Source organism: Rhizobium sp. B21/90 (assembly GCF_019355815.1).
Classification (GTDB): domain Bacteria; phylum Pseudomonadota; class Alphaproteobacteria; order Rhizobiales; family Rhizobiaceae; genus Rhizobium; species Rhizobium rhododendri.
In genome coordinates, this window is sequence record NZ_CP072162.1 from 1,359,364 (window position 1) to 1,385,330 (window position 25,967).

Here is a 25,967-nt window from a genome sequence, read left to right on the forward strand (position 1 = left end):
ATGAGCGTCGCATTCACCAACCGCCATATCCTGGAAGAGCGGATCGCCGGCTTCCATTCGCAGCCAAGCGCCGATCACCTGTCGATCATCCGCCACGCCGCCATTTTTTCCGTTCTCGCGCACGCGGGTCATGAAGCCTGGGCGCTTGCGGCGCTGGGGGCAATGCAGGATGTGTCGGTGCGCAGCGTCGGACCCGGCGAATGGCTGGTGATTTCCGAGACGCTGGGGGCCGAAAGCCTGGCGCGGGATCTTTCCATGCTCGACGCGGCACGGCTGTCTTTTTTCGAGCAGAGCGACGGACGGACGCTGCTACGTCTCTCCGGGCCGAATGTCCGCGCTATCCTTGCCAAGTGCGTGCCGGTCGATCTGCACCGCGACGTCTTTGCCGAGGGACAGTCGGGCACCATGCTCTGCTGCCATGTCAGCGCCAATGTGGCCCGGACCGGGCCCGATACGTTCGAGATTGCCGTGATGCGCTCCTTCGCGGGAACGGTGTTTGACGAGGTGCTGGAGATGGGTCGCGAATTCAACCTGACGGCTGGTTTCGCAGACTAGGATTATGGCGCGATGAGGACAATCTCCATGTCGCAAATGGGAGTATCGGCTTCGCAGTTCGGGCTATGTGGCCTGAAATTTTGCCTCTAGGCTGATCCTCAATTCGACGGATCGAAGGGAGTTTTTCGGCGGGGATTGTCTTGCCGAACGGCCTTTCGCCGGCATCGAACGCCAACCCATTCCAGACTGTTTCGATTGCGCTGCCAGCCAGCGCATGCAACCGGAGATTATCCATGAAAAGCCATACGAAGGTCGTCGTCATCGGCGGCGGTGTCGTCGGATGCTCGGTCCTCTACCATCTGACGAAATTCGGCTGGACCGACGTGGTTCTGCTGGAGCGCTCGGAGCTGACATCCGGCTCGACCTGGCATGCGGCCGGCGGCATGCACACGATCAACGGCGATCCGAATGTCGCCAAGTTGCAGAAATACACGGTCGAACTCTACAAGGAAATCCAGGAGTATTCCGGCCAGGATATCGGCCTGCACATGACCTCCGGCCTGATGCTGGCCGCAACGCCGCAGCGGTTCGACTGGCTGAAGTCCATCCTTGCCAAGGGTCGCTACAACGGGCTCGAGGCGACGCTGCTGTCGCCGAAAGAGGCGCACGAGATGATGCCGCTTCTCGACCCCGACCAGTTCGTCGGTGCGCTCTACGATCCTGTCGAAGGTCATCTCGACCCCTACGGCACGACGCATGCCTATGCCAAGTCCGCCAAGAAGAACGGCGCAGACATCTACCTCCACACCAAGGTCGAGGATCTCGTTCAGCGCGAGGACGGCTGCTGGCGGGTGATCACAAACCAGGGCGAGATCATCGCCGAGCATGTCGTCAACTGCGGTGGCCTCTGGGCTCGTGAAGTCGGCCGCATGGTCGGCATCGAGCTGCCGGTTCTCGCCATGGAGCACATGTACCTCATCACCGAGGACATGAAGGAAGTCACCGACTTCAATGCCGCGACCGGCAAGGAGCTGATGCACTGCGTCGATTTCGATGGCGAGATCTATCTCCGCCAGGAGCGGCAGGGCATGCTGATGGGCACCTATGAAAAGGCCTGTCGCCCGTGGTCGCCGCTGAATACGCCTTGGGATTTCGGCCATGAGCTGCTGGCCGAGGACATCGAGCGGATCACACCCGAGCTCGAAGTCGGCTTCCGGCATTTCCCGGCCTTCAACAATGCCGGCATCAAGAAGATCATCAACGGTCCCTTCACCTTCTCGCCGGATGGCAATCCGCTGGTCGGTCCGGTGCGCGGCATGACCAACTACTGGTCGGCCTGCGCTGTCATGGCCGGCTTCAGCCAGGGTGGCGGCGTCGGTCTGGCGCTTGCCAACTGGATGATCTACGGCGACCCGGGTTTTGACGTCTTCGCCATGGATGTCTCTCGCTACGGCGATTATGCGACGCTTGCCTATACCAACGCCAAGGTGCGCGAAAACTACCAGCGCCGCTTCTCCATCCGCTATCCGAATGAGGAATTGCCGGCCGGCCGGCCGCTGCTGACGACGCCGATCTACGACAAGCTGAAAGCTGCCGGCGGCGTGTTCGGCGCTTACTACGGACTGGAGCAGGCCCTGTGGTTTGCGCCTGCAGGCGAGGAGGATGCGTTCTCATGGCGGCGTTCGAACGATTTCGACGTGGTCGGCGCCGAAGCCAAGGCGGTGCGCGAGAGCGTCGGCATGATGGAGACATCCGGCTTTGCCAAATATACCGTCAAGGGTGCGGGTGCGCAGGCCTGGCTTGATGGCCTGCTGACCTGCCGCCTGCCAGCCACCGGTCGTATGACGCTGGCGCCGATGCTGAAGGACGACGGCAAGCTCATCGGCGATTTCACGCTCGCCAAACTCGGGGAGGGAGATTTTCTGCTCGTCGGCTCCGGCGTCGCCGAATCCTACCACATGCGGTGGTTCGAGGATCATCTGCCGAAGGATGGCTCGGTCGAACTCAGGGCGCTCGGCCTGTCGCTGCTCGGCCTGTCGATTGCCGGACCCAATGCCAGAAAGCTGCTGGAAAAGCTTACTCATCAGGACATCTCCGACGCAGCGTTCCCGTTCATGGAAATCAGGCGAATGGATATCGGCATGGCGCCGGCCATCGTCGGTCGCGTCTCCTATACCGGCGATCTCGGCTATGAGCTGTGGATGAAGCCGGAGTACCAGAACTATCTCTTCGATCTCATCATGCAGGCGGGAAAAGAGTACGGTATCGGGTTGTTTGGACTTCGCGCCCTCAATGAGCTGCGTCTCGAAAAATCCTATGGCAGCTGGTCGCGCGAATACCGGCCACTTTACGGTCCTTACGAGGCAGGCCTCGGTCGATTCGTGGCTCTGTCGAAGGGCGCCGATTTCGTTGGCAAGCAGGCGGCGGCCAGGGAAAAGGCGGAAGGCGGCTCTATGCGGCTGAAAACCTTCATCCTTTCGGCTAGGGATGCTGACGTCATCGGCGACGAGCCGATCTATTACCAGGGAGAGGTGAAGGGCTGGGTGACATCTGGCGGGTTTGCCCATGGCTCCGGTGTCTCGGTGGCGCTCGGCTACGTTCCGAAGGAAATCGCGGATGAGACAGAGGGTTGGTCGATCGAATTGCTCGGCGAATTGCTGCCGGCGAGCCTTCAGTCTGCGCCGCTGTTCGACGCCGACGGCTCGCGCATGCGGTCCTGATTGTCACTGAGCTTTGCTGTCGAACGGGCCTCGCGGGGCCCGTTTCTGTTTGAATATTTTCAGCCTAAAATGCTTTTACGCGCACCAGTGGTTATTTTTCAGCCGGAGCGTGCTTTTTTTGACCATCCTGTGGATTAAAATGCGCCAATCCCTCATTTTCTGAAAAGAATTTATCAACGTACTGTATTTTTGTCTTCACATTCGCGCCGAAAGCGCTATGGATTTTGAGGAATGGATGCCTCTTTTGCAGGCAAACGTTAACCAATAAGAGACGCGAAAAAAATTCGCGTCCAGGGGAAAGAGATATATGGAGTACTTTATCCAGCAGCTCCTTAACGGGCTGACTCTTGGGTCCATCTATGGCCTCATCGCCATTGGCTATACGATGGTTTACGGCATTGTCGGCATGATCAATTTTGCCCACGGTGACGTCTTCATGCTGGGCGGGTTTGCTGCTCTCATCGTCTATCTGGTGCTGACATCGATCTTCATCGGGTTGCCGGTTGCCGTTATCCTTCTGATCATGATGGTCGTCGCCATGCTGGTCGTCAGCCTCTGGAATTGGGTCATCGAGCGCGTTGCCTACAGGCCATTGCGCGGATCGTTCAGGCTGGCGCCGCTGATCACCGCGATCGGAATGTCCATCACCCTGTCGAACTTCATCCAGGTTGCCCAGGGCCCGCGCAACAAGCCTATCCCCGCGCTTGTGCGTGACGTCTACACCATTGCCGGCATCTCCGTATCGCTGAAGCAGATCATCATCCTGATCATCACTGCGGTGTTGCTGGCTGTGTTCTGGTACATCGTCAAGTTCACAGCGCTCGGTCGTGCCCAGCGTGCCACCGAACAAGACCGCAAGATGGCCGCACTGCTTGGCATCAATGTCGATCAGACGATTTCCATCACCTTCATCATGGGCGCAGCGCTCGCTGCCGTCGCGGGTACCATGTACCTCATGTATTACGGTGTGGCCTCCTTCACCGATGGCTTCACCCCCGGCGTCAAGGCTTTCACCGCGGCGGTTCTCGGCGGGATCGGTTCCCTCCCGGGGGCGGTGCTTGGCGGGGTACTCATCGGCCTCATCGAGTCGCTATGGTCTGCCTACTTCACCATCGCATACAAAGACGTTGCAACCTTTGCGATCCTGGCCTTCGTGCTGATCTTCAAGCCGACTGGTATCCTCGGACGGCCTGAAGTCGAGAAGGTTTAATAACATGGCAAATGCGACCACCGATACCGGCAAGACCTCCTCGGGCCTGATCCGGAGAGGCCTCATCGAAGCCTTTTTTGCCGCCCTCATCTCGTTCGGCATGTTCGTTCTCTACATCGGCCTGAAAACCGACCAGAACATCCACAACGAGCTGATCATCGTCCAGCGTTGGGGCTTGCTGGCGATATTCGTCGCCATCGCCGCCGTTGGCCGCTTTGCCGTCATCGTCTTTCTCCGCCCGCACCTGGACGAGCGCAAGCTCAGCAAGGCGCGCGCCGGCGAACTCGCGATATCGACTGAAAAGACGTTTCTTCAAAAGCACTTTCTCAAGGCTGCCCTGGTTCTGATGATCCTCTATCCGATGATCGTCGTCGGCCTCGTGGGCGCGCAGGGCTCGCTGCTCTACGTCGATAACTTCGGCATCCAGATCCTTATCTACGTCATGCTAGCCTGGGGTCTCAACATCGTCGTCGGCCTTGCCGGACTGCTGGATCTTGGCTACGTGGCTTTCTACGCCGTTGGCGCCTATTCCTACGCGCTTCTCTCGACACATTTCGGCCTGTCATTCTGGCTGCTGCTGCCGCTGTCTGGTATCTTCGCTGCCTTGTGGGGCGTCATCCTCGGCTTCCCGGTGCTGCGCTTGCGCGGCGACTACCTCGCGATCGTCACGCTTGCCTTCGGTGAAATCATCCGCCTGGTGCTGATCAACTGGACTGAGGTTACCAAGGGCACGTTCGGTATCTCCGGTATCCCGAAGGCGACGCTGTTCGGCATCAAGTTCGACGCGACGTCGACCGGTTTTGCCAAGATGTTCGACCTGCCGATTTCGTCCGCCTATTACAAGATCTTCCTGTTCTACCTGATCCTGGCGCTCTGCATGCTGACCGCCTATGTCACCATCCGCCTGCGTCGCATGCCGATCGGCCGTGCCTGGGAAGCCTTGCGCGAAGACGAAATCGCCTGCCGCTCGCTCGGTATCAACACGGTGACGACAAAGCTGACGGCGTTTGCAACAGGCGCGATGTTCGGTGGCTTCGCCGGATCTTTCTTCGCCGCCCGCCAAGGCTTCGTCTCGCCGGAATCCTTCGTGTTCCTGGAATCGGCCGTCATCCTTGCCATCGTCGTCCTCGGCGGCATGGGATCGCTGACCGGAATTGCCATCGCTGCCGTCGTCATGGTCGGCGGCACGGAAATCCTGCGCGAACTCGACTTCCTGAAAGCGATCTTCGGTCCCGATTTCACCCCTGAACTCTACCGCATGCTGCTGTTCGGGCTGGCCATGGTGATCGTGATGCTCTTCAAGCCACGCGGCTTTGTCGGGTCTCGCTCGCCGACGGCCTTCCTGAAAGAAAGCAAGTCAGTTTCCGGCAGCTTTACCAAGGAGGGACACGGCTGATGAACACCCTGTCCAGCGAAACGCTTCTCAAGGTCGAGCACCTGTCGATGAAGTTCGGCGGCCTGATGGCCATCAACGACTTCTCCTTCGAGGCCAAGCGCGGCAATATCACAGCACTGATCGGCCCCAACGGTGCAGGCAAGACCACCGTGTTCAACTGCATCACCGGTTTCTACAAGCCGACGATGGGGATGATCACCATGAACCAGAAGAGCGGGAAGACCTTCCAGCTCGAGCGGTTGCCGGATTTCCGCATCACCCGCGAAGCCAAGGTCGCCCGCACATTCCAGAATATCAGGTTGTTTTCCGGCCTGACCGTGCTGGAAAACCTGCTGGTGGCGCAGCACAACAAGCTGATGAAGGCTTCCGGCTACACGATCCTCGGCCTGCTCGGCATCGGCGGATACAGCCGGGAAGCCAAGAAGGCGATCGAACTGGCCCGCTTCTGGCTGGAGAAGGCCGATCTGATCGAACGCGCCGACGATCCTGCCGGCGATCTGCCCTATGGCGCCCAGCGTCGTCTGGAAATCGCCCGTGCTATGTGCACAGAGCCGGAGCTGCTTTGCCTCGATGAACCGGCAGCAGGCTTGAACCCGCGGGAATCGGCGGTGCTGAACGCATTGCTGCGTGCCATCCGCGCCGAAACCGGGACGTCGATCCTGCTGATCGAGCATGACATGTCCGTGGTGATGGAGATCTCCGACCACGTCATCGTTCTCGAATATGGCCAGAAGATTTCCGACGGCACGCCTGACCACGTCAAGAACGACCCGAGGGTGATTGCCGCCTATCTCGGCGTCGAGGACGACGAAGTGGAAGACGTGATCGCCGAAGTCGAGCACCTCGAAGGGGGCGCCCAGTAACATGACAACCCAACCCTTGCTTCACGTCCAGAACGTCGAAACCTACTATGGCAATATCCGCGCGCTCGCCGGCGTCGATGTTTACGTCAACAGCGGCGAAATCGTCAGCCTGATCGGTGCCAACGGTGCCGGCAAATCGACGCTGATGATGACCATCTGCGGCAGTCCGCAGGCGCGCTCCGGCTCGATCATCTACGAAGGCCGCGACATCACGAAGCTGCCGATGCACGAGATCGCCCGGCTGCGCATCGCCCAGTCACCGGAAGGTCGTCGCATCTTTCCGCGCATGACAGTCATGGAAAACCTCCAGATGGGCGCAGGCCTGGACGATCTCAAATACTTTAAGGAAGACGTCGAGAAGATCTTCACGATGTTCCCACGCCTCAAGGAGCGCCATGCGCAGCGCGGCGGGACACTGTCGGGTGGCGAGCAGCAGATGTTGTCTATCGGCCGCGCGCTGATGGCCCGCCCGAAGCTGCTGTTGCTGGACGAACCGTCGCTCGGTCTCGCACCGCTGATCGTCAAGGGCATCTTCGAGACGATCAAGCAGCTGAACGAGAAGGAAGGCCTGACGGTTTTCCTCGTCGAACAGAACGCATTCGCAGCCCTGAAGCTTTCGCATCGGGCCTATGTGATGGTCAACGGCAAGGTGACGATGAGCGGCTCCGGCAGGGAACTGCTTGCCAATCCGGAAGTCCGCGCGGCCTATCTCGAAGGCGGCCGGCATTAGGCCGACAGAAGGGGAGCTTTAATATGCAGGGACTTTTCTTCGAGCCCGACACCGGCGTGCGGATGATCATCCGGGGCCTCGTCTTGCTGCTCGGCCTGTGGACCGCGTCGCGGGCCGGCAAGGCTGTTGCCGAGAACTGGGATGGCTACGGCCTGGTCATCGCCTATACGTTTCTTCTGGCGTGGGTGATGCAGTTCCTGCACCATGCGCTCTTCGATGGGCCCATGCTCAGCGCCTTGTATTTCGGCATCGATTTCGTTGTCCTCCTGATCGTTTCGATGGCCGGTTTCCGCTATCGCCGCACCAATCAGATGGTCAACAACTATTACTGGCTGTACGAACGGACTTCCGCGTTTTCGTGGAAGGACAAACATTGACAGCCCGTTGAAACTGGGCATGAATTGCCTGGAGTGGAACAGCTTCCCCGACGCGGACAATGGTGGGTAATGCGTTGGGTTCTTGACCGGTCCCCGCCCAAAAATTGGGAGTAATAATATGAAGAAATCTCTTCTTTCGGCAGTGGCTCTGACGGCGCTCGTCGCTTTCAGCGGTACTGCATGGGCCGATATCATCATTGGCGTCGGTGGTCCCCTGACCGGTCCGAACGCAGCCTTCGGTGCACAGCTCCAGAAGGGTGCCGAACAGGCCGCAGCAGACATCAATGCTGCCGGCGGCATCAATGGCGAAAAGATCAAGATCGAACTCGGCGACGACGTTTCCGACCCGAAGCAGGGCATCTCGGTTGCCAACAAGTTCGTTGCCGATGGCGTCAAGTACGTCGTTGGTCACTTCAACTCGGGCGTTTCCATCCCGGCATCGGAAGTCTATGCCGAAAACGGCATTCTCGAAATCACGCCTGCCGCGACCAACCCGACCTTCACGGAACGCGGCCTGTGGAACACCTTCCGTACCTGCGGTCGTGACGACCAGCAGGGCGGCGTTGCCGGCGCCTATCTCGCTGCCCATTTCAAGGACAAGAAGATCGCCATCATTCACGACAAGACCCCATACGGTCAGGGTCTCGCCGATGAAACCAAGAAGGCGTTGAACACCGCCGGCATGACGGAAGTCATGTACGAAGGCATCAACGTAGGCGACAAGGACTTCTCGGCCCTCATCGCCAAGATGAAGGAAGCCGGCGTCTCGATCATCTATTGGGGTGGCCTGCACACGGAAGCCGGCCTGATCATTCGCCAGGCTGCCGACCAGGGCGTCAAGGCTACACTCGTTTCGGGCGACGGTATCGTTTCGAACGAACTGGCTTCGATCGCTGGCGACGCCGTCATCGGCACGCTGAACACCTTCGGTCCCGATCCGACACTGAACCCGGCCAACAAGGACCTCGTTGCGAAGTTCAAGGCTGCCGGCTTCAACCCGGAAGCATACACGCTGTATTCGTATGCTGCCGTTCAGACGATCGCTGCCGCTGCCAAGGCTGCTGCTTCGGTTGACGCTGAAACCGTTGCCAAGGCCATGCACGAAAAGGGTCCGTTCTCGACCGTTCTCGGCGATATCTCGTTTGACGCCAAGGGCGACCCGAAGATCCCGGGCTACATCATGTACGAATGGAAGAAGGGTCCTGACGGCAAGATCAGCTACTTCCCGCAGGACGTGAAGTAACTCATTTTCTGTCGTTGATTTTGGGAAGGCCCGGCTCGTCCGGGCCTTTTCCGTTATCGACCGGAGACGTCGTGTCGCCGAATGGCGACAGCGTTTCCAACACGAAGCGGACACGCTCTGTCACAGACAATCTCGGCAGGACGACGACTTCATATCCGAGCCTCGAATAAGCAATCAGAAGGCGCTCGTATTCCCGCACTGCATCGTCAAACGCATGGCGGCGGTCAGCATCGGTCTGAAAGATTTCTTGCCACGGAGGCGTCAGGAAAACCTGATGGTGGTAGCGCCAGCCGTCGATGAGTGGCAAAAGCGTATTTTCGTCAGTCGCGTATGCCAGCGCTGTGGCGGCATCCACAAGACCACGGTCGAAGAACACCCAGCCTTCAAGTTGGCTGGCAGTGTTCCAGTCGCTCCTGGCCATCACCAAGGCGCGCCGCGCAAATGCTGCGAGATCGACCCAGGGCAGGGCTTTGCCCTCGCCCTGTCGCTCCTCGGCGACTATCTTCCGGCCTGGCTCCTCAATAACACTGTGGCCGAGACGCTTCAGTTCGGCGAGTAGGGTTGATTTGCCGCCGCCTGAGCAGCCGGAGAGAACGACACGGTAGTTCATCGTGCTGGTCCTTGCTTGCAAAATGGAGGATCGATTGCGTCGCTACATCTCGCGCAGCACATGGGCGGCCTTGACGGCTGCCGAGGCGCGGTTCTCGACGCCGAGCTTGACGTAGATCTGCTCCAGATGCTTGTTCACCGTGCGGGCGGAAAGGCCGAGGATTTCGCCGATATCGCGGTTGGCCTTGCCTTTGGCGATCCACAGCAGCACTTCGGATTCGCGCTGGGTGAGGGAAAAATGCTGACGCAGCACGCTGTCGTCGGCATGTTGCCGTGCAGCGGTCAGCCGGAACAGGTGCTCGTCGGGACCAATCGTGCCGAGAAAAGCCAGTTGCAGCGCTGCATGGCCGTTGGGGCTGATGGACAGAACGTTGTCACGAGTGGGAAGGGTGCGCCCGCCTTTTCGCATGAAGCCGCTGATTTCAGCCACGACAAGCTCAAGGCCATCGTCGCTGCCGGTGGCGGCATTGACCAATCGCGTTGCCTGCGGAGTCGACCAGTGGATGCTGCCATCGCCTCTGACGGCGAGCAGGTGACGGCCGGCGGCATCGAGCGCCACCCTTGCACTTTGCGCCGAGCGGGCATTGCGCAGATGAACGCGGATGCGGGCGCGCAACTCGTCGATATTGATCGGCTTGGTAAGATAATCGACGCCACCGGATTCCAGCGCGTGGACGACATGCTCGGTCTCGGTCAGCCCCGTCATGAAGATCACCGGCACCTGCGAAATGCCGGAATTCGCCTTCAGCCGGCGGCAGGTTTCGAAACCGTCCATATCGGGCATCACGGCATCAAGCAGGATAAGGTCGGGCGTGATACGCTCGACGATGGAGAGCGCCGCCGGACCGGAAGTGGCGATCAGAACGGAAAAGCCCGATTGTTCGAGGGCGTCGGTCAGAAATCCGAGGGCTTCCGGCGAGTCATCCACGAGCAGAACGATGTCGCGGGGCAGGGCGGGTTCAGCCAATCGGTTCTACCTTTTCGATGTCGAATTCACGCAGGAATGCCAGAAAGCCGGTCAGATCGAAGGCCTGAACATAGACCCGCAGCGCATCGATGAAAGGCTGGTTCTCGGGCAGCCTGGCGAGATCTGTAAGCTTTGCCTCAATGCCCCTGATATAGCCGATTTCGGCAAGGCTTATCAACTCTCCGATATGATCGAGGCCGGGGCTCTTCATCGGCAGCGGTGCCTTGATGGCAGGGACTGCAACGGTGTCGGCATAGATCCATTTGAGGCCGAGATGCAGCGCCAGCCGGTCGCGCAATTGCCGGATATCGACTGGCTTGCTGATGGCGTCGTCGTGGCCGCTGCTGTTTTCGCGACCGGCGGTTCCATCGCCTATATTGGCCGAGAGCATAAGGATCGGTCCCGCCTGTCCGCTTTCGCGCAGCCTTGCTACCAGTTGCCAGCCGTTCATGCCGGGCATCGAGATGTCGACAAGGAAAAGATCGGGCTTGATGCCTTCGATCAGTGTCAGGCAATCCGGGCCGCTGACGGCGGTCAGGACAACGAAATCGAGCGGCACCAATATCTCGCGCATCATCTCCCGGTGATCCTCGTTGTCATCGACGACAACGATTGTCCGCCTCGAGCCGTCATAGCCGACGATCTTGCGCTCCTGCGGCACGGGCTTCATCTGCCGCTGCACGGCGGACAGCATCAGCCGCACCTTGAAGGTCGAGCCGACATCCTTTTCGCTGGTCACCGAAATCTCGCCGCCCAGGGTGTTGGTGAGGAGCTGGGTGATGGTCAGGCCGAGGCCGAGGCCCGGCATCGGCCGGACGGTTTCGGCCTCGCCACGCTGGAACGGCTCGTAGATGCGTCCGAGATCCTTCTCGGCGATGCCGCGTCCCGTGTCGGACAGCGAGAATGTCGCCACCTGGCTACGATAGCCGACGTCGAAGCGCACCGTTCCCCGGTCGGTGAATTTTATGGCGTTGGACAGCAGGTTGACGAGGATCTGCCGCAGCCGCTTCTCGTCGGTGCGGACGTAATCCGGCAGGGAGGCGGCGCGCTCATGGATGAAGGTGAGGCCTTTTGCCTGTGCCTGCGGCCGAAACATGTCGATGATCTGGTCGAGGAAATCGCGGATGTTGATCTCGTTCGAATAGACCTGCAGGCGACCGGCCTCGATTTTCGAAATATCGAGCAGTCCGTCGATCAGCCCCGACAGGTGCTCTGCGCTGCGGCGGATGACCCGGATCGAGGATTGGCGCGGAGCCGGTATCGTTTCGTCGCGCTCGAGGATCTGGGCATAGCCGAGCACGGCGTTGAGCGGTGTGCGCAATTCGTGGCTGAGGCCAACGACATAGCGGCTCTTGGCGCGGTTGGCGCTTTCAGCTGTTTCCTTGGCGGACTGTAGCGCCGCGTCGGTCTTCTTGTGGGCGGCGATCTCCTTCAGCAGCAGCGTATTCTGCCGCGAGGACTCTTCTTCAGCAACGACGCGGCTGTCATGGGCCAGCACGTAGAACCAGCAGACGATGCCAGCGATAACGGCGAAGACGAAGAAGACGATCAGGATGGTGCGGTTGACCACTTCGGCCGTCTCCGGCGAGGCGGAGGATACCTGGTGGGCGATGAGGGCGAGGATGACGCCGACGGCGCTGAGCGCGAGTACAACGGCGATGCCGTAGCGCCCAAGCCTCGTGGTGAGCTTGGCGATGACCGTCGCCGGCAGCACGGCGCGGGCGACGGTGCCGATCTGGGCGTTGAGGTTGGCGTTCGGCTTGCACATGTCGTGACAGCGGCTGTCGAGCGAGCAGCAAAGCGAACAGATCGGCGCCGCGTAGGCGGGGCACCAGGCCATGTCCTCCGGCTCGAACGGGTGCTCGCAGATCGAGCAGGTGATATCGGTGAGGTTCTTCCAGCTCTGGCGCGGTTTGCGCGCGAGGTAGAACTTGCCCTTGGTGGCCCAGGCGATGGCAGGCGAGGCGACCAGCGCTACGATCAGGGTGATGTAGGGGGCAAGCGATGCGGCGACCGCGCCGAACAGGCCGAAATGCGCCGTCAGTGCGATGCCGGCCGACAGGGTCATGGCGCCAAGGCCGACCGGGTTGATGTCGTAGAGATGGGCGCGCTTGAACTCGATGCCTTCTGGGGCGAGGCCGAGCGGCTTGTTGATGAACAGGTCCGCCGAAATCGTGCAGAGCCAGGCCATGGAGATGATCGAGAAGATGCCGAGCGTCTCTTCCAGCAGCCGGTAAATGCCAAGCTCCATCAGTAGCAGCGCGATGGCGACGTTGAACACCAGCCAGATGACGCGGCCGGGATGGCTATGGGTCAGGCGCGAGAAGAAATTCGACCAGGCCAGCGAGCCGGCATAGGCGTTCATGACGTTGATCTTCAGCTGCGAGACCATCACGAAGGCGACCATCAGCAGCAACGCTGCATTGTGCCAGGGGATCATGTAGCCAAATGCTGTGAGATACATCTGGGCCGGGTCGGCTGCACGGTCGGGCGGCACGCCGGCGCTTAGCGTCAGCACGACAAGGAACGAGCCGGCCAGCAGCTTCGGCGCGCCTATGATCACCCAGCCGGGACCGGCAAGAAAGATCGCCAGCCGGTGGCGAAGCTTGCGATGGCCTTCCGGCGGCAGGAAGCGCAGAAAATCTGCCTGTTCGCCGATCTGCGAAATCAGCGCGAGGATGACAGCCGAGGCAGCGCCGAAATCGATCAGGTTGAAGGGCGCAAGGGCGCCCGAAGAGGATGGCCGGTCGAGGCCGGCAAAGGCCCGCCAAATATCGAACTTTTCCCAGTCGGAAAAGGCGATGAACACGAAGGGAAGGACATTCAGGACGATCCAGAAGGGCTGGGTCAGAAGCTGGAAGCGGCTGATCAGGCGGACCCCGTGAGTGACCAGCGGAATGACCATGCAGGCGCTGATGATATAACCGATCCACAGCGGGATCCCGAGCGTCAGCTCCAGCGCACCGGACATGATCGACGCCTCGATGGCAAACAGCATGAAGGTGAAGCTGGCATAGATCAGCGAGGTCACGGTCGAGCCGATGTATCCGAAGCTGGCACCACGGGTCAGGAGGTCGATATCGACACCGTGGCGGATGGCATAGCGACTGATCGGCAGGCCGACGCCAAGCATCACCAGACTGGCGACGATGATTGCATAGAAGGCGTTGGTGGTGCCGTATGACAGCGTAATGGCGCCGCCGATTGCCTCCAGCGCCAGGAACGAGATGGCGCCGATGGCCGTCTGCGAAATCCGCGCCGAGGAGAATTGCCGGGCGCTCTTGGCGGTAAAGCGCAGGGCGTAGTCTTCCAGCGTCTGGTTGGCGACCCAGCGATTATATTCGCGCCTGACGGGGATGATGCGTTGGCGTGCGGCCATGCCTTTGTCGACGTCCTCTGCGATTTGCTGTGAGGATAGCTAACACGGTTCATCGCTGGCCTTAAAGCGGCGCGACGCAAAGGATGCACGTTTCGCCCACCGCCTACGTCAAATTGCGTATACGGTTTTCTCCCGCGCCAAACCATAGTCCCTCAAGCAACAGTTAACGGCGGGTTTTCGCCGGTGTTGTCGAATTCGAAGAGGGGATAAAACAATGAATTTCAAGAACTACGTCACGGGTGCCGTTATCGGTACCGTCCTGTCGACGTCGGCTTTGTTCAACGGCGCCGCCTATGCTGCGGACGACACGATCAAGGTCGGCATTCTTCATTCGCTTTCCGGCACCATGGCCATCTCCGAGACCACTCTCAAGGATGCCATGCTGATGCTCATCGACGAGCAGAACAAGAAGGGTGGCCTTCTCGGCAAGAAGCTCGAAGCCGTCGTTGTCGATCCCGCCTCCGATTGGCCGCTGTTTGCCGAAAAGGCCCGCGAACTGATCCAGAAGGACAAGGTTTCGGCCGTATTCGGTTGCTGGACATCCTCGTCCCGCAAGTCGGTTCTGCCTGTATTCGAGGAGCTGAACTCGCTGCTGTTCTACCCGGTTCAGTATGAAGGCGAAGAATCCTCGCGCAACATCATCTACACAGGCGCCGCGCCTAACCAGCAGGCGATCCCGGCCGTCGATTACCTGATGCAGAAGGAAGGCGTAAAGCGCTTCGTTCTCGAAGGCACCGACTACGTGTATCCGCGCACCACCAACAAGATTCTTGAGGCTTACCTGATTTCGAAGGGTATTCCGAAAGAAGACATCATGACCAACTACACGCCGTTCGGCTTCTCCGATTGGCAGACTGAAGTCTCCAAGATCAAGGATTTCGGTTCGGCCGGCAAGAAGACCGCCGTCGTCTCGACGATCAACGGCGACGCCAACGTGCCGTTCTACAAGGAACTCGGCAACAAGGGCATCAAGGCCACCGACATCCCGGTCATCGCCTTCTCGGTCGGCGAAGAAGAATTGGCCGGTCTCGACACCAAGCCACTGGTCGGCCATCTCGCTGCCTGGAACTACTTCGAATCCGTTGAAACGCCTGCCAACAAGGCTTTCATCAAGCAGTGGCATGCCTATACCAAGAACGACAAGCGCGTCACCAACGACCCGATGGAAGCGGCCTATATCGGCTTCAACGCCTGGGTTAAGGCTGTTCAGGCTGCCGGCTCCACCGACACCGACAAGGTGCTCGACACGATCATCGGCACCACCGTGCCGAACCTGTCCGGCGGCTATGCGACCGTCATGCCGAACCACCACATCACCAAGCCAGTGCTGATCGGTGAAATCCAGGGCAACGGCCAGTTCGACATCGTCCAGCAGACGCCTGCTGTCGTTGGCGACGAATGGTCGGACTACCTGCCCGACTCCAAGGACCTGATCTCCGATTGGCGCAAGCCAATGTCCTGCGGCAACTTCAACGTCGCTACCGGCAAGTGCGGCGGCAAGGGCATGTAATTCGATCGCCTGATCGACGACCGCAATCACTTCCGTCCGGTTATTCCGGGCGGAAGCACCGTCCTTCCAGGCTGCGCCGGAAGGCTCCCACGATAACCGAGGCAAAAGAGCCGATGTATCGCGCCATCAAGATTTTCCTTGTGACCCTCTGCCTCGCCATGCCGGCTTTTGCGACGGTGCTGAAGGCCGAGGACACCATTCACCCGCTGATCGATGCACTCGGCGTCGGCGATTTTCCGGAACGCGAAGCGGCGATCAAGGCGCTGGTTGCCTCCAAGGACCCGCATGTCGGCAAGATCCTGCAGGAACTGGGCGACGGCCTGCTGTTCGTCAACCAGGATGGCGGCCCGGTACTTTTGCAGGGTGGCACCGACGATGCGCCGACCTTTGCCGATCCGCTCACCGGCGAGGCTGTGGCCGACGTCGATCCGGACACGATGGTCAAGGTCAAGGTCAACAATTCGCTGCGCGGCGTAATCAGCGCCGCCATCGGCCAACTGACATTGCTGAGCCCGGATCGCGGCGCCCGCCTGGCGGCAGCCGAGGGCATGTTGAAGGACGCCGACCCTAGCAATATCGATCTGCTCAATTCCGCGCTTGCCGAGGAAAAAGATCCGCAGGTCAAGAAGACCATGGAAGCGGCGCGCGCTGTCGTGCTTTTGAAGACCGACGCCAGCCCGGCCGACAAGAAGGCTGCCATCGACATGATCGCCGCCCGTGGGGACCGCGATGCGCTGACCATCCTGACGGCAGCGATGCAGACGGCATCGGCCGACCTGCAGCCTGCCATCCAAAAGGATATGGATGCGATCAAGGATACCCTGGCGCTTTGGGATGTCGCGCAGAACATCTGGTACGGCCTGTCGCTGAGCTCGGTTCTGATGCTGGCTGCCATCGGCCTCTCCATCACTTTCGGCGTCATGGGCGTCGTCAACATGGCGCATGGTGAAATGGTCATGCTCGGTGCCTACACGACCTATGTCGTGCAGGAGGCCATTACCCGATATGCGCCGGGACTTGCGGACTATTCCCTGGCCTTTGCCGTGCCCGCCGCCTTCCTGTTCACCGGCGCCGTCGGCTTCTTGATCGAGCGCACGGTCATCCGCTTCCTCTACAAGCGGCCGCTGGAAACATTGCTCGCCACCTGGGGGATCTCGCTCATCCTGCAGCAGACGGTGCGATCGATCTTCGGTCCGACCAACCGGGAAGTCCGCAATCCAAACTGGATGTCCGGCTCGTTCGACCTCGGCGGCCTCGATATCACCTGGAACCGGCTCTGGATTATCGCCTTTGCGCTGGTCGTCTTTGTCGCCCTGTTGCTGCTGCTGAAGCGCTCATCGTTCGGGCTGCAGATGCGGGCGGTAACGCAGAACCGGCGCATGGCGTCCTCGATGGGTATCCGCACCGCCTGGGTCGATGCCTTCACCTTCGCGCTTGGCTCGGGCGTTGCAGGCATGGCTGGCGTCGCGCTCAGTCAGATCGATAATGTCTCGCCCAATCTCGGCCAGGCCTACATTATCGACAGCTTCATGGTCGTCGTCTTCGGCGGTGTCGGCAGTCTCTGGGGAACACTGGTAGGCGCCATGTCGCTCGGCATCCTCAACAAGTTCCTCGAGCCCTATGCCGGCGCCGTGCTCGGCAAGATCCTGGTGCTCGTCCTCATCATCCTGTTCATCCAGAAGCGACCGCGTGGGCTCTTCGCACTCAAAGGAAGGGCGGTGGAAGCATGATAACGGCCTTCCTGCTCCGGTCTCTCGACCGCAAGATCATCATTGCAATCCTGCTGCTGATTGCAGTGGCAATCCTCGTCCCGGCCTCCAACCTCCTGACGAGCCCGCAGAGCGCATTGCATGTGCCGACCTACATCATGTCGCTGTTCGGCAAATACCTGACCTACGCGCTACTGGCGCTGGCGCTCGATCTCGTCTGGGGTTTTTGCGGCATCCTGTCTCTCGGTCACGGCGCCTTCTTTGCGCTCGGCGGCTATGCCATGGGCATGTACCTGATGCGCCAGATCGGTGCCCGCGGCTCCTATGGCAACGCGATCCTACCCGATTTCATGGTGTTCCTGAACTACAAGGCGCTGCCGTGGTTCTGGTACGGGTTCGACCATTTCTGGTTTGCAGCCCTGATGGTGCTGCTGGTGCCGGGGCTGCTCGCCTACGTATTCGGCTGGTTTGCCTTCCGCTCGCGCGTCAACGGCGTCTATCTCTCGATCATCACGCAGGCGATGACCTACGCGCTGCTGCTGGCCTTCTTCCGCAACGACATGGGTTTCGGCGGCAATAACGGCCTCACCGACTTCAAGGAAATCCTCGGCTACAACATTCAGGCCGACGGCACCCGTGCGGCGCTGTTCGCGCTGACCGCGCTGTTTCTGGCGCTGGCCCTGCTGATCGCGTCGGGTATCGTGCGCTCCAAGTTCGGCAAGGTGCTGGTCGGTGTGCGCGATGCCGAAAGCCGGACCCGCTTCCTCGGCTACCGAGTCGAGAACATCAAGCTGTTCACCTTCGTTGTCTCGGCGATGATGGCCGGCATTGCCGGTGCACTCTACGTGCCGCAGGTCGGCATCATCAACCCCGGCGAATTCGCACCGGCCAACTCTATCGAAGTGGTCATCTGGACGGCTGTCGGCGGACGAGGCACGCTGATCGGCCCGATCATCGGGGCGATCCTCGTCAACGGCGGCAAGACTATCTTTACCGGACTATTCCCCGAGGTGTGGTTGTTTGCGCTCGGCGGGCTATTCGTCGCCGTGACGCTGTTCCTGCCACGTGGCGTGGTCGGCACGATTGCCCATTACGGTACCGGCGGCGGCAGGTCGCGGCGGGCGTCCGCGGCGGCTGAAAAAGGCGAGAGCGACGAACCCATTCAGGCGGCGGAGTAAGAGCATGATCACTGACGGCAAACCGACAAGCATGCTCTACCTCAACAACGTGTCTGTCTCCTTCGACGGGTTCAAGGCGCTGAATTCGCTGTCGATGGTCATCGAGCCCGGCGAACTCAGGGCGATCATCGGCCCGAACGGCGCCGGCAAGACGACGATGATGGACATCATCACCGGCAAGACCAAGCCTGACTCAGGCGAGGTGTTCTTCAACGGCGCCGTCGATCTCACCAAGAAGGACGAGGCCGACATCGCATTGCTCGGTATCGGACGGAAATTCCAGAAGCCGACGGTATTCGAGAGCCATACGGTCTGGGACAATCTGGAACTGGCACTGAACCGCAGTCGCGGCGTGTTCGCGACGCTGTTCTACAGGATGACCCCGACCGACCGCGCCCGCATCGACGAGATCCTCGATACCGTCCGGCTGCACCATCGGCGCGACGAGCTGGCGGCCAACCTCAGCCATGGCCAGAAGCAGTGGCTTGAGATCGGCATGCTGCTGGCGCAGGAGCCGAAGCTGCTGCTGGTCGACGAACCCGTTGCCGGCATGACGGACGCGGAGACGGCGGAAACGGCGATCCTGCTGAAGGAGATCGCTAAGACCCGTTCGGTGGTTGTCGTCGAGCACGACATGGGCTTCATCCGCGACCTCGGGGTCAAGGTGACGTGCCTCGCGGAAGGCTCCGTGCTGGCCGAAGGCTCGATCGATTTCGTCAGCAGCGATCCGAAGGTGATCGAGAATTATCTGGGGCGGTGATGAACGGCATGATCCACAGTCTGGGGTGGGCTTACCCCCCTCTGTCAGCTTCGCTGACATCTCCCCCACAAGGGAGGAGATCCTTCTTTTCCCTTTCTGGCCAAAAGGTCTCGGCTGATCTCCCCCCTTGTGGGGGAGATGTCCCGGAGGGACAGAGGGGGGCGCCCGCCCCGATGAATGAGGAACCCGCACCATGCTGACCGTCGAAAACGCAAATCTCCATTACGGCGCCGCCCAGGCACTCCGGGGCATTTCGATCAAGGCGGAGATGGGGAAGATCACCTGCGTGCTGGGGCGCAACGGCGTCGGCAAGAGTTCGCTGCTGCGGGCTGTCACCGGCCAGCATGCGCTGAGTGCCGGCAGCATCAGCTTCAACGATCATAAGCTCGACGGCCTGGCGCCCTATGCGCGGGCCAAGCAGGGTATCGGCTATGTGCCGCAGGGGCGCGAGATATTCCCGCTGCTGACGGTGAAGGAAAATCTGGAGACCGGCTTTGCGCCGCTGGCGCGCCGCGACCGGACCGTGCCGGACGACATTTTTCAATTGTTTCCAGTGCTGAAATCCATGTTGTCGCGGCGCGGCGGCGATCTCTCGGGCGGACAGCAGCAGCAGTTAGCCATCGGCCGGGCGCTGGTGACGCGGCCGAAGATCCTCGTGCTTGACGAGCCGACGGAAGGTATCCAGCCCTCGATCATCAAGGACATCGGCCGTGCCATCCAGTATCTGCGGGATTCGACCGGGATGGCGATCCTGCTGGTCGAGCAGTATCTCGATTTCTGCCGGGAGCTTGCCGACTATGTCTACATCATGGACCGCGGCGAGATCGTTCATGAAGGGTTGGCCGAAACGCTGGATAAGCCGGAAGCCCGACGCCACCTGACGGTCTGATGGAAGCTTCTCAGAAATACGGCGAAACGAAAAAGAGCTTGCATTCAGACGCTTGCGAGGTTGAATGGCGGCTATTGTGTAAGTTTACCGCAAGGATCGCATAATGACGATGATGGCAGCGAGCACCAGGCCGCAAAGGGCCGAGGGACGCGGCCACCTGGCGGCGAAGTGGCTCGACGGACGTACCCGGCTTGCCGAATTCTTCCAGGAAGGCGCTGCCAAGATACGGCTGCCAGACACCTTCGACAGCTCGATGGAAGCCGTCATCATCAACACGGCGGGCGGGCTGACCGGTGGCGACCGCATGGACTGGAGCGTCACGGCGGCGGCGCAGACGCGGATCGACGTGACGACCCAGGCCTGCGAGAAGATCTACAAGGCATCCGCCGGTATTGCCGAAATCAGGACGAGGATCGAGGTCGGCGCCCGAGCGCGGGTCGACTGGTTGCCGCAGGAAACGATCCTCTTCGACCGCGCTGCGCTGTCGCGCACGCTCGATGTCGACCTCGACGGGACGGCGGAATTCCTCGCTGTCGAAGCCGTATTGCTGGGCCGCAAGGCGATGGGCGAGGCGATGCTGACCGGACTTTTCCGCGACCGCTGGCGCATTCGTCGCGACGGCAAGCTGATCCATGCCGAGGACTTGCGGTTCGACGGCGATGTCGCGGCACTGACTGCCGAGCGGGCGGTGCTGGGCGGGCAGGTTGCCTTCGTCACGGTTCTGTACGCAGGCCCTTCGGCGGAGCGCTATCTCTCGACCGTTCGGCCGATGCTGGAGGGGCGCAACGGCGGCGTCAGCCACTGGAACGGCAAGCTGGTGATCCGGCTTGCGGCGGCAGATGGCTTTGCGTTGAGAAAAATCCTCATCCCGATCATTTCGGCCTTGCGCAATGGCGCGCCAGTGCCGAAAGTCTGGAATCTCTAGTTCAAGCGATAGGCAGACGATGAACCTCACTCCGAGAGAAAAAGACAAGCTGTTGATTTCCATGGCGGCGATGGTGGCGCGCCGGCGGCTGGAGCGCGGCGTCAAGCTCAACTATCCCGAGGCCATCGCGCTGATCAGCGACTTCGTCGTCGAGGGCGCGCGCGACGGCCGGTCCGTTGCCGACCTGATGTCGGCCGGTGCAAATGTCATCAGCCGCGACCAGGTGATGGAAGGCATCGCCGAGATGATCCACGATGTGCAGGTCGAGGCGACCTTCCCTGACGGCACGAAGCTCGTCACCGTCCACGAACCTATCCGGTAGACTGTCATGCTCGAGCTCAGGCCCAATTGCGAATGCTGCGACCGCGACCTGCCGGCGGATAGCCTCGCGGCGATGATGTGCAGCTTCGAATGCACCTATTGCGCCGATTGCGCCACCGGCACGCTCTCCGGCATATGCCCGAACTGCGGTGGCGAACTGGTCCGTCGCCCAGTGCGGCCGGCCGCCAAGCTTGCGGCCAATCCGGCCTCGACGAAACGTATCTTGAAGGCCGGGGGCTGCATGCCCGCTGAAGCCGCATGAGGAGGAACATCCGATGATCCCCGGTGAAATCATTGCCGCCAGCGGCGATATCGAACTGAACTCCGGCGCCCCGACGATCTCGATCGATGTCTCCAATACCGGCGACAGGCCCGTGCAGGTCGGCAGCCACTATCATTTCGCCGAGACAAACGGCGGGCTCGCCTTCGACCGCGAGCAGGCGAGGGGCATGCGGCTCGATATTCCAGCCGGGACGGCCGTGCGGTTCGAGCCGGGCCAGACACGCTCGGTGACGCTCATTCCCTTGTCCGGCAAGCGCGAGGTCTACGGTTTTCGCCAGCTGGTCATGGGCAAGCTCTGATACCACCGCAACCGAGGACTTCAGATGCGTTTTAACCTGATGATGGCTGCGGCAGGCATGATGATGGCGATGGCCCATGGTGTGGCAATGGCCGATGAAACGCCGGACTGCAGCAAGGCCGAAACGCAAATGGATATGAACATCTGCGCGGAACAGGATTTCGATACCGCGGATGCGGAGCTCAACACGCAATACAAGAAGACCCGGGCATCCCTGCAGGCAGTCGATGCCGATCTCGAGGCAGACATGAAGGGTGCTGAAAAGGCACTGCTTGCCGGACAGCGCGGCTGGATCGCCTACCGGGACGGTCACTGCGACGCGGAGGGCTTCCAGGCGCGCGGCGGATCGATGGAGCCAATGCTCGTATCAAGTTGCAAGGCGACGATGACCCGGCTGCGGACGAAGGAACTGAAGGAAATGGCGGAAGGCTTGGGAAATTGAGCTTCGTCGAACGATGCCGCCGGGCCCGCTGGTGTCCCCGGATGGCACGGTAACACATCGACCGACAGCGACGACCTAGACAGGGCATAAGCCAGAGACACGCAACTATCCGAGCTCCAGAGGTAAAAAGACGATGGCCTACAAGATCTCCCGCGCCGCCTATGCCAACATGTTCGGGCCGACCACCGGCGACAAAGTGCGGCTTGCCGACACCGAACTGTTTATCGAGGTCGAAAAGGATTTCACCACCTATGGCGAAGAGGTGAAGTTCGGCGGTGGCAAGGTCATCCGCGACGGCATGGGGCAGAGCCAGGTGACGCGCGCCGACGGTGCCGTCGATACGGTCATCACCAATGCACTGATCATCGACACCTGGGGCATCGTCAAGGCCGATATCGGCCTCAAGGATGGACGCATCGTGGCCATCGGCAAGGCTGGTAATCCCGATATGCAGCCTGGTGTCAACATCATCGTCGGACCGGGCACGGAGGCGATTGCCGCCGAAGGCAAGATCATCACCGCCGGCGGCATGGACAGCCACATCCACTTCATCGCGCCGCAGCAGATCGAGGAAGCGCTGATGTCCGGCATCACCTGTATGCTTGGCGGCGGCACCGGCCCGGCGCACGGTACGCTTGCCACGACCTGCACGCCCGGTCCCTGGCACATCGCGCGGATGATCGAGGCTGCCGACGCATTTCCAATGAACCTCGCCTTTGCCGGCAAGGGCAATGCCTCGCTGCCTGGCGCGCTCGAGGAAATGGTACTGGGCGGCGCCTGTGCGCTGAAGCTGCACGAAGACTGGGGTACGACGCCGGCAGCCATCGACTGCTGCCTGACGGTTGCAGACGAATACGACGTGCAGGTGATGATCCACACGGACACGCTGAACGAAAGCGGCTTTGTCGAGGATACCATCGGATCGATCAAGGGCCGGACGATCCACGCCTTCCATACCGAGGGTGCGGGCGGCGGGCATGCGCCTGACATCATCAAGATCTGCGGCCAGCCGAACGTCATTCCGTCGTCGACGAACCCGACCCGGCCTTACACCGTCAACACGATTGCCGAGCATCTCGACATGCTGATGGTCTGCCATCACCTGTCGTCATCTATCCCGGAAGACATTGCCTTTGCTGAGAGCCGCATCCGCAAGGAAACCATTGCGGCGGAAGACATCCTGCACGACATCGGCGCCTTTTCGATCATCTCCTCGGACAGCCAGGCCATGGGCCGCGTCGGCGAGGTGGCCATCCGCACTTGGCAGACAGCCGACAAGATGAAGCGCCAGCGCGGCAGGCTGGCGCAGGAAATCGGTGAAAACGACAATTTCCGGGTCAAGCGCTATATTGCCAAATACACCATCAATCCGGCGATTGCGCAGGGGTTGAGCCACGAGATTGGCTCGATCGAAGTCGGCAAGCGCGCCGACCTTGTGATGTGGAGCCCGGCGTTTTTCGGCGTCAAGCCGGACATGGTCATCATCGGCGGCACGATTGCAGCGGCACCCATGGGCGATCCGAATGCCTCGATCCCGACCCCGCAGCCGGTGCACTACCGACCGATGTTCGGCGCCTTCGGCAAAAGCCTGACGAATTCCTCGGTGACCTTCGTGTCGCAGGCGTCGCTGGATGCCGGACTTCAGGACAGGCTGGGCGTCGCCAAGAAGCTTGTTGCCGTCAAGAACACCCGCGGCGGCATCTCCAAGGCATCGATGATCCACAACGACCTATTGCCTCATATCGAGGTCGATCCGGAAACCTACGAGGTGCGGGCGGACGGCGAGCTTCTCACCTGCGAGCCGGCGACGGTGCTGCCGATGGCGCAGCGCTACTTCTTGTTCTAGGCTACAAACATATCGGCCCGCCAGCATCGCAAATGGATGCTGGCGGGCCTTGTCTTTCAACGAAAGCGTATACCGGCTATCAGCCGAGGCTGTCTCCGAACATCGATGGATGCACGGCGTTCTTCGCCAGCAGTTCGGCACGTCGACGGCGTCTGCCAACGACGTTTGCACGACAGATCGCGCGCCTGACTATCTTGGCGCTTAAAAGAGTTTTGATATTGAGCATGTGATTTGCGTATACTTTTATTCCGAGGAGGCCGCGTGTACGCCGCGCGGGGCATTGTCACAATACCTTCATATTTCACTGCAGCCATGCAAAATGCGTGGGTTGACGATTGCAAACCCGGGCGGGGCTGGGTGGACAGTGCAATAACGACGCGAATTACGGCTGCTTCGTTAAGTATTTCCGCATGCGCCTCGCTGTCTGTCGCTTAAGTCGCCCGTCGCGGGAACTTATGGAGCGCTCAACCATTTCGCCAGCAAACACACCAACCCTGGCGAGTTCACCATGAATACATTTTCGAAAACGACCGTTGTCATCCTGGGTCTCCTGGCGGCTGTAACGACCGTCGGCGTGTACGGGGCTTCCGCTGGCGGTAGTGTTGCGCTGGAACGGCCGACGACAGCTCAGGCCGACACAAGCCTGTCCGGCAACGAAGCCCGACCCAGTAGGGTGGTGCGTATCGTCGGTCCGCAGTTCTTTCCCGACAACGGCGATATCAAGCTGCACGGCGCAGGCGGCAAATCCAATCGCCAAAAATAATACCCGGAACTGCCGGCCAAGAGAGAGGCGAAGTCATGACGCTGTCGTTGAGAGACGGTTTCCCACCCTTTCTGTCGGATGAGAACGGCCATATCTCGGTCTGCGACGAAAGCCAGAATTGGCTGGTAATTGTCACCCGCGAGGCGCTCGAAGATGTCGCCGAGCCTGCGGATGCATCCCTTTCGCGGTTGCTTGAATATCAGTCCCTGTTTCTCGAGGTTGCAGCCTTCAAGCTGGAGCATGGCCGCGCCGGCGACGAGGACACGATCTGGATCCAGACGGACGATCTAAGGGAATGGCAGTCTCTCCAGGCATCCTGACGCCGTCACAGCCTATCCATTGACAAGCAGGCCATGCGCTTCCCGCATGACTGTCATGCGGGCCTGTGGACTCCAATTTTTATGCTGCACTGCCGCATTTTCTTCGCTACGGAGGGGTATTCAATCGGGTCAGCAGATTTTCTCCCAAGACTTGCTGCTGACCCATCCTTCGAAGGAGAGATGATTATGATGATCGGGAAAAAAGTACCCTCCGTCACCTTCCGCACCCGCGTTCGCGATGAATCTGTTGGCGGCTCCAACCCCTTCCGCTGGCAGGACGTGACATCGGCCGACTATTTCGCCGGCAAGCGCGTCATCGTGTTTTCCCTGCCGGGTGCGTTCACGCCGACCTGCTCGACCTTCCAGCTTCCTGATTTCGAAAAGTTGTACGGTGAGTTCAAGGCAGCGGGAATCGACGATATCTATTGCATCTCGGTCAACGACGCATTTGTCATGAATGCCTGGGGCAAGTCGCAGAACCTCGTCAACATCAAGCTTATTCCAGACGGTTCCGGCGAGTTTACGCGCAAGATGGGCATGCTCGTCTGCAAGGACAATGTCGGCTTTGGCATGCGCTCCTGGCGCTATGCTGCCGTTATCAATGACGGTGTCGTCGAGCAGTGGTTTGAAGAAGAGGGCTACTCGGATAACGCCGAGAACGATCCCTATGGCATTTCTTCGCCGCAGAACATCCTGGAGAACCTCAAGTCGCTTCAGGTTGCTGCCTAACAAAAA

General features: G+C 60.4%; 25 protein-coding genes. 22 read left to right on the top strand and 3 right to left on the bottom strand.

Translation table 11 applies throughout. From position 1 onward, the window contains the following. From J5278_RS06470 to J5278_RS06505, 8 genes are all read left to right on the top strand, one after another. On the top strand, nucleotides 1-555 hold the full coding sequence (locus tag J5278_RS06470; protein ID WP_209184469.1) for a sarcosine oxidase subunit gamma: 555 nt from the start codon (nucleotides 1-3) through the stop codon (nucleotides 553-555). Nucleotides 556-788: 233 nt separating this feature from the next. Further along, a complete protein-coding gene (locus J5278_RS06475; protein WP_209184468.1) occupies nucleotides 789-3,215 on the top strand; it encodes an FAD-dependent oxidoreductase in 2,427 nt (808 codons plus the stop codon). A gap of 307 nt (nucleotides 3,216-3,522) precedes the next feature. Next, nucleotides 3,523-4,425 carry a branched-chain amino acid ABC transporter permease gene (locus J5278_RS06480; protein WP_142823511.1) on the top strand — a complete coding sequence of 301 codons (903 nt, stop codon included), beginning with the start codon at nucleotides 3,523-3,525 and terminating at the stop codon, nucleotides 4,423-4,425. Nucleotides 4,426-4,429: 4 nt separating this feature from the next. Continuing rightward, nucleotides 4,430-5,821, top strand: a complete 1,392-nt coding sequence (livM, locus tag J5278_RS06485; RefSeq protein WP_142823510.1) for a high-affinity branched-chain amino acid ABC transporter permease LivM — start codon at nucleotides 4,430-4,432, stop codon at nucleotides 5,819-5,821. Then, nucleotides 5,821-6,684 carry an ABC transporter ATP-binding protein gene (locus J5278_RS06490; protein WP_142823509.1) on the top strand — a complete coding sequence of 288 codons (864 nt, stop codon included), beginning with the start codon at nucleotides 5,821-5,823 and terminating at the stop codon, nucleotides 6,682-6,684. Before livM ends, J5278_RS06490 begins: the two co-directional genes overlap by 1 nt. Before the next feature lies 1 nt (nucleotide 6,685). Continuing rightward, complete coding sequence (locus J5278_RS06495) at nucleotides 6,686-7,414, top strand: ABC transporter ATP-binding protein (RefSeq protein ID WP_142823508.1); 729 nt, start codon at nucleotides 6,686-6,688, stop codon at nucleotides 7,412-7,414. A gap of 23 nt (nucleotides 7,415-7,437) precedes the next feature. After that, nucleotides 7,438-7,791, top strand: a complete 354-nt coding sequence (locus J5278_RS06500; protein ID WP_209184467.1) for a DUF6867 family protein — start codon at nucleotides 7,438-7,440, stop codon at nucleotides 7,789-7,791. 118 nt (nucleotides 7,792-7,909) lie between these two features. Continuing rightward, on the top strand, nucleotides 7,910-9,034 hold the full coding sequence (locus tag J5278_RS06505) for a branched-chain amino acid ABC transporter substrate-binding protein (protein ID WP_111222527.1): 1,125 nt from the start codon (nucleotides 7,910-7,912) through the stop codon (nucleotides 9,032-9,034). Between the two features lies 1 nt (nucleotide 9,035). Here J5278_RS06505 and J5278_RS06510 read toward each other — a convergent pair whose 3' ends face one another. From J5278_RS06510 to J5278_RS06520, 3 genes are read right to left on the bottom strand one after another with little or no spacing between them, the layout of a single operon-like run. Continuing rightward, nucleotides 9,036-9,644: an AAA family ATPase gene (locus tag J5278_RS06510; RefSeq protein ID WP_209184466.1), complete on the bottom strand. Its 609-nt coding sequence runs from the start codon at nucleotides 9,642-9,644 to the stop codon at nucleotides 9,036-9,038. Nucleotides 9,645-9,686: 42 nt separating this feature from the next. After that, nucleotides 9,687-10,610, bottom strand: coding sequence for a response regulator (locus tag J5278_RS06515; protein ID WP_209184465.1), 924 nt, complete (start codon nucleotides 10,608-10,610; stop codon nucleotides 9,687-9,689). Beyond that, nucleotides 10,603-13,989 (bottom strand): ATP-binding protein, encoded by a 3,387-nt coding sequence (locus J5278_RS06520; RefSeq protein ID WP_209184464.1) that lies wholly within the window; start codon nucleotides 13,987-13,989, stop codon nucleotides 10,603-10,605. The genes J5278_RS06515 and J5278_RS06520 overlap by 8 nt, the downstream gene beginning before the upstream one ends. Before the next feature lie 214 nt (nucleotides 13,990-14,203). On the opposite strand from J5278_RS06520, the gene urtA reads away from it, so the two are divergent. From urtA to J5278_RS06590, 14 genes are all read left to right on the top strand, one after another. Continuing rightward, complete coding sequence (gene urtA, locus J5278_RS06525; RefSeq protein ID WP_209184463.1) at nucleotides 14,204-15,499, top strand: urea ABC transporter substrate-binding protein; 1,296 nt, start codon at nucleotides 14,204-14,206, stop codon at nucleotides 15,497-15,499. 113 nt (nucleotides 15,500-15,612) lie between these two features. Next, on the top strand, nucleotides 15,613-17,229 hold the full coding sequence (gene urtB, locus J5278_RS06530) for an urea ABC transporter permease subunit UrtB (protein WP_209187533.1): 1,617 nt from the start codon (nucleotides 15,613-15,615) through the stop codon (nucleotides 17,227-17,229). Next, nucleotides 17,226-18,386, top strand: coding sequence for an urea ABC transporter permease subunit UrtC (gene urtC / locus J5278_RS06535; RefSeq protein ID WP_209184461.1), 1,161 nt, complete (start codon nucleotides 17,226-17,228; stop codon nucleotides 18,384-18,386). The genes urtB and urtC overlap by 4 nt, the downstream gene beginning before the upstream one ends. 4 nt (nucleotides 18,387-18,390) lie before the next feature. After that, the gene (gene urtD / locus J5278_RS06540; protein ID WP_111222533.1) at nucleotides 18,391-19,146 is read left to right on the top strand and encodes an urea ABC transporter ATP-binding protein UrtD; all 756 of its coding nucleotides are present in this window, start codon (nucleotides 18,391-18,393) and stop codon (nucleotides 19,144-19,146) included. 193 nt (nucleotides 19,147-19,339) lie between these two features. Next, nucleotides 19,340-20,035, top strand: a complete 696-nt coding sequence (gene urtE, locus J5278_RS06545) for an urea ABC transporter ATP-binding subunit UrtE (protein ID WP_142823500.1) — start codon at nucleotides 19,340-19,342, stop codon at nucleotides 20,033-20,035. A gap of 103 nt (nucleotides 20,036-20,138) precedes the next feature. Continuing rightward, nucleotides 20,139-20,960 carry an urease accessory protein UreD gene (locus J5278_RS06550; RefSeq protein WP_209184460.1) on the top strand — a complete coding sequence of 274 codons (822 nt, stop codon included), beginning with the start codon at nucleotides 20,139-20,141 and terminating at the stop codon, nucleotides 20,958-20,960. A 19-nt stretch (nucleotides 20,961-20,979) separates the two neighbouring features. Further along, nucleotides 20,980-21,282 carry an urease subunit gamma gene (locus tag J5278_RS06555; protein ID WP_142823498.1) on the top strand — a complete coding sequence of 101 codons (303 nt, stop codon included), beginning with the start codon at nucleotides 20,980-20,982 and terminating at the stop codon, nucleotides 21,280-21,282. A gap of 6 nt (nucleotides 21,283-21,288) precedes the next feature. After that, entirely contained in the window at nucleotides 21,289-21,543 is a 255-nt protein-coding gene (locus J5278_RS06560) for a DUF1272 domain-containing protein (RefSeq protein WP_209184459.1), read from the top strand. A gap of 13 nt (nucleotides 21,544-21,556) precedes the next feature. Further along, nucleotides 21,557-21,862 carry an urease subunit beta gene (locus J5278_RS06565; protein WP_209184458.1) on the top strand — a complete coding sequence of 102 codons (306 nt, stop codon included), beginning with the start codon at nucleotides 21,557-21,559 and terminating at the stop codon, nucleotides 21,860-21,862. 24 nt (nucleotides 21,863-21,886) lie between these two features. Continuing rightward, nucleotides 21,887-22,303 (top strand): lysozyme inhibitor LprI family protein, encoded by a 417-nt coding sequence (locus J5278_RS06570; RefSeq protein ID WP_209184457.1) that lies wholly within the window; start codon nucleotides 21,887-21,889, stop codon nucleotides 22,301-22,303. 133 nt (nucleotides 22,304-22,436) lie between these two features. Further along, entirely contained in the window at nucleotides 22,437-24,149 is a 1,713-nt protein-coding gene (gene ureC, locus J5278_RS06575) for an urease subunit alpha (RefSeq protein ID WP_111222539.1), read from the top strand. A gap of 508 nt (nucleotides 24,150-24,657) precedes the next feature. Further along, nucleotides 24,658-24,912 (top strand): hypothetical protein, encoded by a 255-nt coding sequence (locus tag J5278_RS06580; RefSeq protein ID WP_209184456.1) that lies wholly within the window; start codon nucleotides 24,658-24,660, stop codon nucleotides 24,910-24,912. Between the two features lie 35 nt (nucleotides 24,913-24,947). Next, nucleotides 24,948-25,232 carry a hypothetical protein gene (locus tag J5278_RS06585; RefSeq protein WP_209184455.1) on the top strand — a complete coding sequence of 95 codons (285 nt, stop codon included), beginning with the start codon at nucleotides 24,948-24,950 and terminating at the stop codon, nucleotides 25,230-25,232. 189 nt (nucleotides 25,233-25,421) lie between these two features. Then, complete coding sequence (locus tag J5278_RS06590) at nucleotides 25,422-25,961, top strand: peroxiredoxin (protein WP_142823622.1); 540 nt, start codon at nucleotides 25,422-25,424, stop codon at nucleotides 25,959-25,961. The last annotated feature ends 6 nt before the right edge of the window (nucleotides 25,962-25,967 follow it).

What these genes read in the sequence shown, in the direction of transcription:
- J5278_RS06520 (WP_209184464.1), bottom strand. Translation starts at nt 13,989, where the DNA reads ATGGCCGCACGCCAACGCATCATCCCCGTCAGGCGCGAATATAATCGC.
- J5278_RS06490 (WP_142823509.1), top strand. Translation starts at nt 5,821, where the DNA reads ATGAACACCCTGTCCAGCGAAACGCTTCTCAAGGTCGAGCACCTGTCG.
- J5278_RS06555 (WP_142823498.1), top strand. Translation starts at nt 20,980, where the DNA reads ATGAACCTCACTCCGAGAGAAAAAGACAAGCTGTTGATTTCCATGGCG.
- J5278_RS06475 (WP_209184468.1), top strand. Translation starts at nt 789, where the DNA reads ATGAAAAGCCATACGAAGGTCGTCGTCATCGGCGGCGGTGTCGTCGGA.
- J5278_RS06565 (WP_209184458.1), top strand. Translation starts at nt 21,557, where the DNA reads ATGATCCCCGGTGAAATCATTGCCGCCAGCGGCGATATCGAACTGAAC.
- J5278_RS06560 (WP_209184459.1), top strand. Translation starts at nt 21,289, where the DNA reads ATGCTCGAGCTCAGGCCCAATTGCGAATGCTGCGACCGCGACCTGCCG.
- urtE (WP_142823500.1), top strand. Translation starts at nt 19,340, where the DNA reads ATGCTGACCGTCGAAAACGCAAATCTCCATTACGGCGCCGCCCAGGCA.
- urtB (WP_209187533.1), top strand. Translation starts at nt 15,613, where the DNA reads ATGTATCGCGCCATCAAGATTTTCCTTGTGACCCTCTGCCTCGCCATG.
- J5278_RS06550 (WP_209184460.1), top strand. Translation starts at nt 20,139, where the DNA reads ATGACGATGATGGCAGCGAGCACCAGGCCGCAAAGGGCCGAGGGACGC.
- J5278_RS06495 (WP_142823508.1), top strand. Translation starts at nt 6,686, where the DNA reads ATGACAACCCAACCCTTGCTTCACGTCCAGAACGTCGAAACCTACTAT.
- ureC (WP_111222539.1), top strand. Translation starts at nt 22,437, where the DNA reads ATGGCCTACAAGATCTCCCGCGCCGCCTATGCCAACATGTTCGGGCCG.
- urtD (WP_111222533.1), top strand. Translation starts at nt 18,391, where the DNA reads ATGATCACTGACGGCAAACCGACAAGCATGCTCTACCTCAACAACGTG.
- J5278_RS06470 (WP_209184469.1), top strand. Translation starts at nt 1, where the DNA reads ATGAGCGTCGCATTCACCAACCGCCATATCCTGGAAGAGCGGATCGCC.
- J5278_RS06510 (WP_209184466.1), bottom strand. Translation starts at nt 9,644, where the DNA reads ATGAACTACCGTGTCGTTCTCTCCGGCTGCTCAGGCGGCGGCAAATCA.
- J5278_RS06580 (WP_209184456.1), top strand. Translation starts at nt 24,658, where the DNA reads ATGAATACATTTTCGAAAACGACCGTTGTCATCCTGGGTCTCCTGGCG.
- urtC (WP_209184461.1), top strand. Translation starts at nt 17,226, where the DNA reads ATGATAACGGCCTTCCTGCTCCGGTCTCTCGACCGCAAGATCATCATT.
- urtA (WP_209184463.1), top strand. Translation starts at nt 14,204, where the DNA reads ATGAATTTCAAGAACTACGTCACGGGTGCCGTTATCGGTACCGTCCTG.
- J5278_RS06500 (WP_209184467.1), top strand. Translation starts at nt 7,438, where the DNA reads ATGCAGGGACTTTTCTTCGAGCCCGACACCGGCGTGCGGATGATCATC.
- J5278_RS06570 (WP_209184457.1), top strand. Translation starts at nt 21,887, where the DNA reads ATGCGTTTTAACCTGATGATGGCTGCGGCAGGCATGATGATGGCGATG.
- J5278_RS06585 (WP_209184455.1), top strand. Translation starts at nt 24,948, where the DNA reads ATGACGCTGTCGTTGAGAGACGGTTTCCCACCCTTTCTGTCGGATGAG.
- J5278_RS06480 (WP_142823511.1), top strand. Translation starts at nt 3,523, where the DNA reads ATGGAGTACTTTATCCAGCAGCTCCTTAACGGGCTGACTCTTGGGTCC.
- J5278_RS06505 (WP_111222527.1), top strand. Translation starts at nt 7,910, where the DNA reads ATGAAGAAATCTCTTCTTTCGGCAGTGGCTCTGACGGCGCTCGTCGCT.
- J5278_RS06590 (WP_142823622.1), top strand. Translation starts at nt 25,422, where the DNA reads ATGATCGGGAAAAAAGTACCCTCCGTCACCTTCCGCACCCGCGTTCGC.
- livM (WP_142823510.1), top strand. Translation starts at nt 4,430, where the DNA reads ATGGCAAATGCGACCACCGATACCGGCAAGACCTCCTCGGGCCTGATC.